The organism is Rhizobacter sp. P2_H3, from assembly GCF_056403355.1.
This window is the reverse complement of record NZ_JBFUFQ010000512.1, coordinates 1-976: the sequence shown is the minus strand read 5'-3', so window position 1 is coordinate 976 and position 976 is coordinate 1. Positions and strand designations below refer to the sequence as shown.

Annotated in this window: 1 protein-coding gene; it reads right to left on the bottom strand. The window is 66.5% G+C overall.

Annotated elements, in window-relative coordinates; genetic code table 11:
* Positions 1-976, bottom strand: a 976-nt coding sequence (locus tag AC1D1T_RS32740; RefSeq protein WP_477993524.1) for a VCBS domain-containing protein, incomplete at both ends; no start/stop codon positions are given.

Here is a 976-nt window from a genome sequence, read left to right as displayed (position 1 = left end):
GCGCCTGGATCGTGGTGTTGTTGTTGGCGGCTGCGTAGGTCCACACGCCGGCCGATGTCAGCGTGAAGGTGCCGTAGGTGCCGGCGGTGGCAGGCTGGGCCTGGAACACGGCCTGACCGTTGTCGATGTCGGCGACGGACAGGGTGCCGCCGGTGGTCAGGTTGCCGGAGCCGTTGACAGCAGTGTCTTCCGTGACGGAGCCGGTATTGGTACCGGAGATCACTGCGACGTCGTTGGTGCCCTTGATGGTGACCGTGACAGAGGAGCTGGTGCCGTCAGCGCTCTTGACCGAGAAGGTTTCGGTCAGCGATTGATCGGCGCGCAGCGCCTGGATCGTGGTGTTGCTGTTGGCGGCTGCGTAGGTCCACACGCCGGCCGATGTCAGCGTGAAGGTGCCGTAGGTGCCGGCAGTGGCAGGCTGAGCCTGGAACACCGCCTGGCCGTTGTCGACGTCGACGACGGACAGGGTGCCACCGGTGGTCAAGTTGCCGGAGCCGTTGACGGCGGTGTCTTCGGTGACGGAGCCGGAGGTGGCGCCGCTGATCACGGCCACATCGTTCGTGCCTTGGATGGTGACGGTGACGCTCGACGAGGTCCCATCAGCGCTCTTGACGCTGAAGGTCTCGGTGAGCGACTGGTCGGCGCGCAGCGCCTGAACCGCGGCGTTGCCGTTGGCTGCGGTGTAGGTCCAGGTGCCATCGGTGGCGAGTGCGAAGGTGCCGTAGGTACCCGCGGTGGCCGGCTGAGCCTGGAACAGGGCCTGGCCGTTGTCGATGTCGGCGACGGACAAGGTGCCGCCGGTGGTCAGGTTGCCCGAGGCATTGACCGCGGTGTCTTCGATGACGGAACCCGAGGTCGCACCGGAGATGACGGCAGCGTCGTTGGCGCCCTTGATGGTGACGGTGACCGACGAGCTGGTGCCGTCGGCGCTCTTGACGGAGAAGGTCTCCGTCAGCGACTGATCGGCCTGATCGGC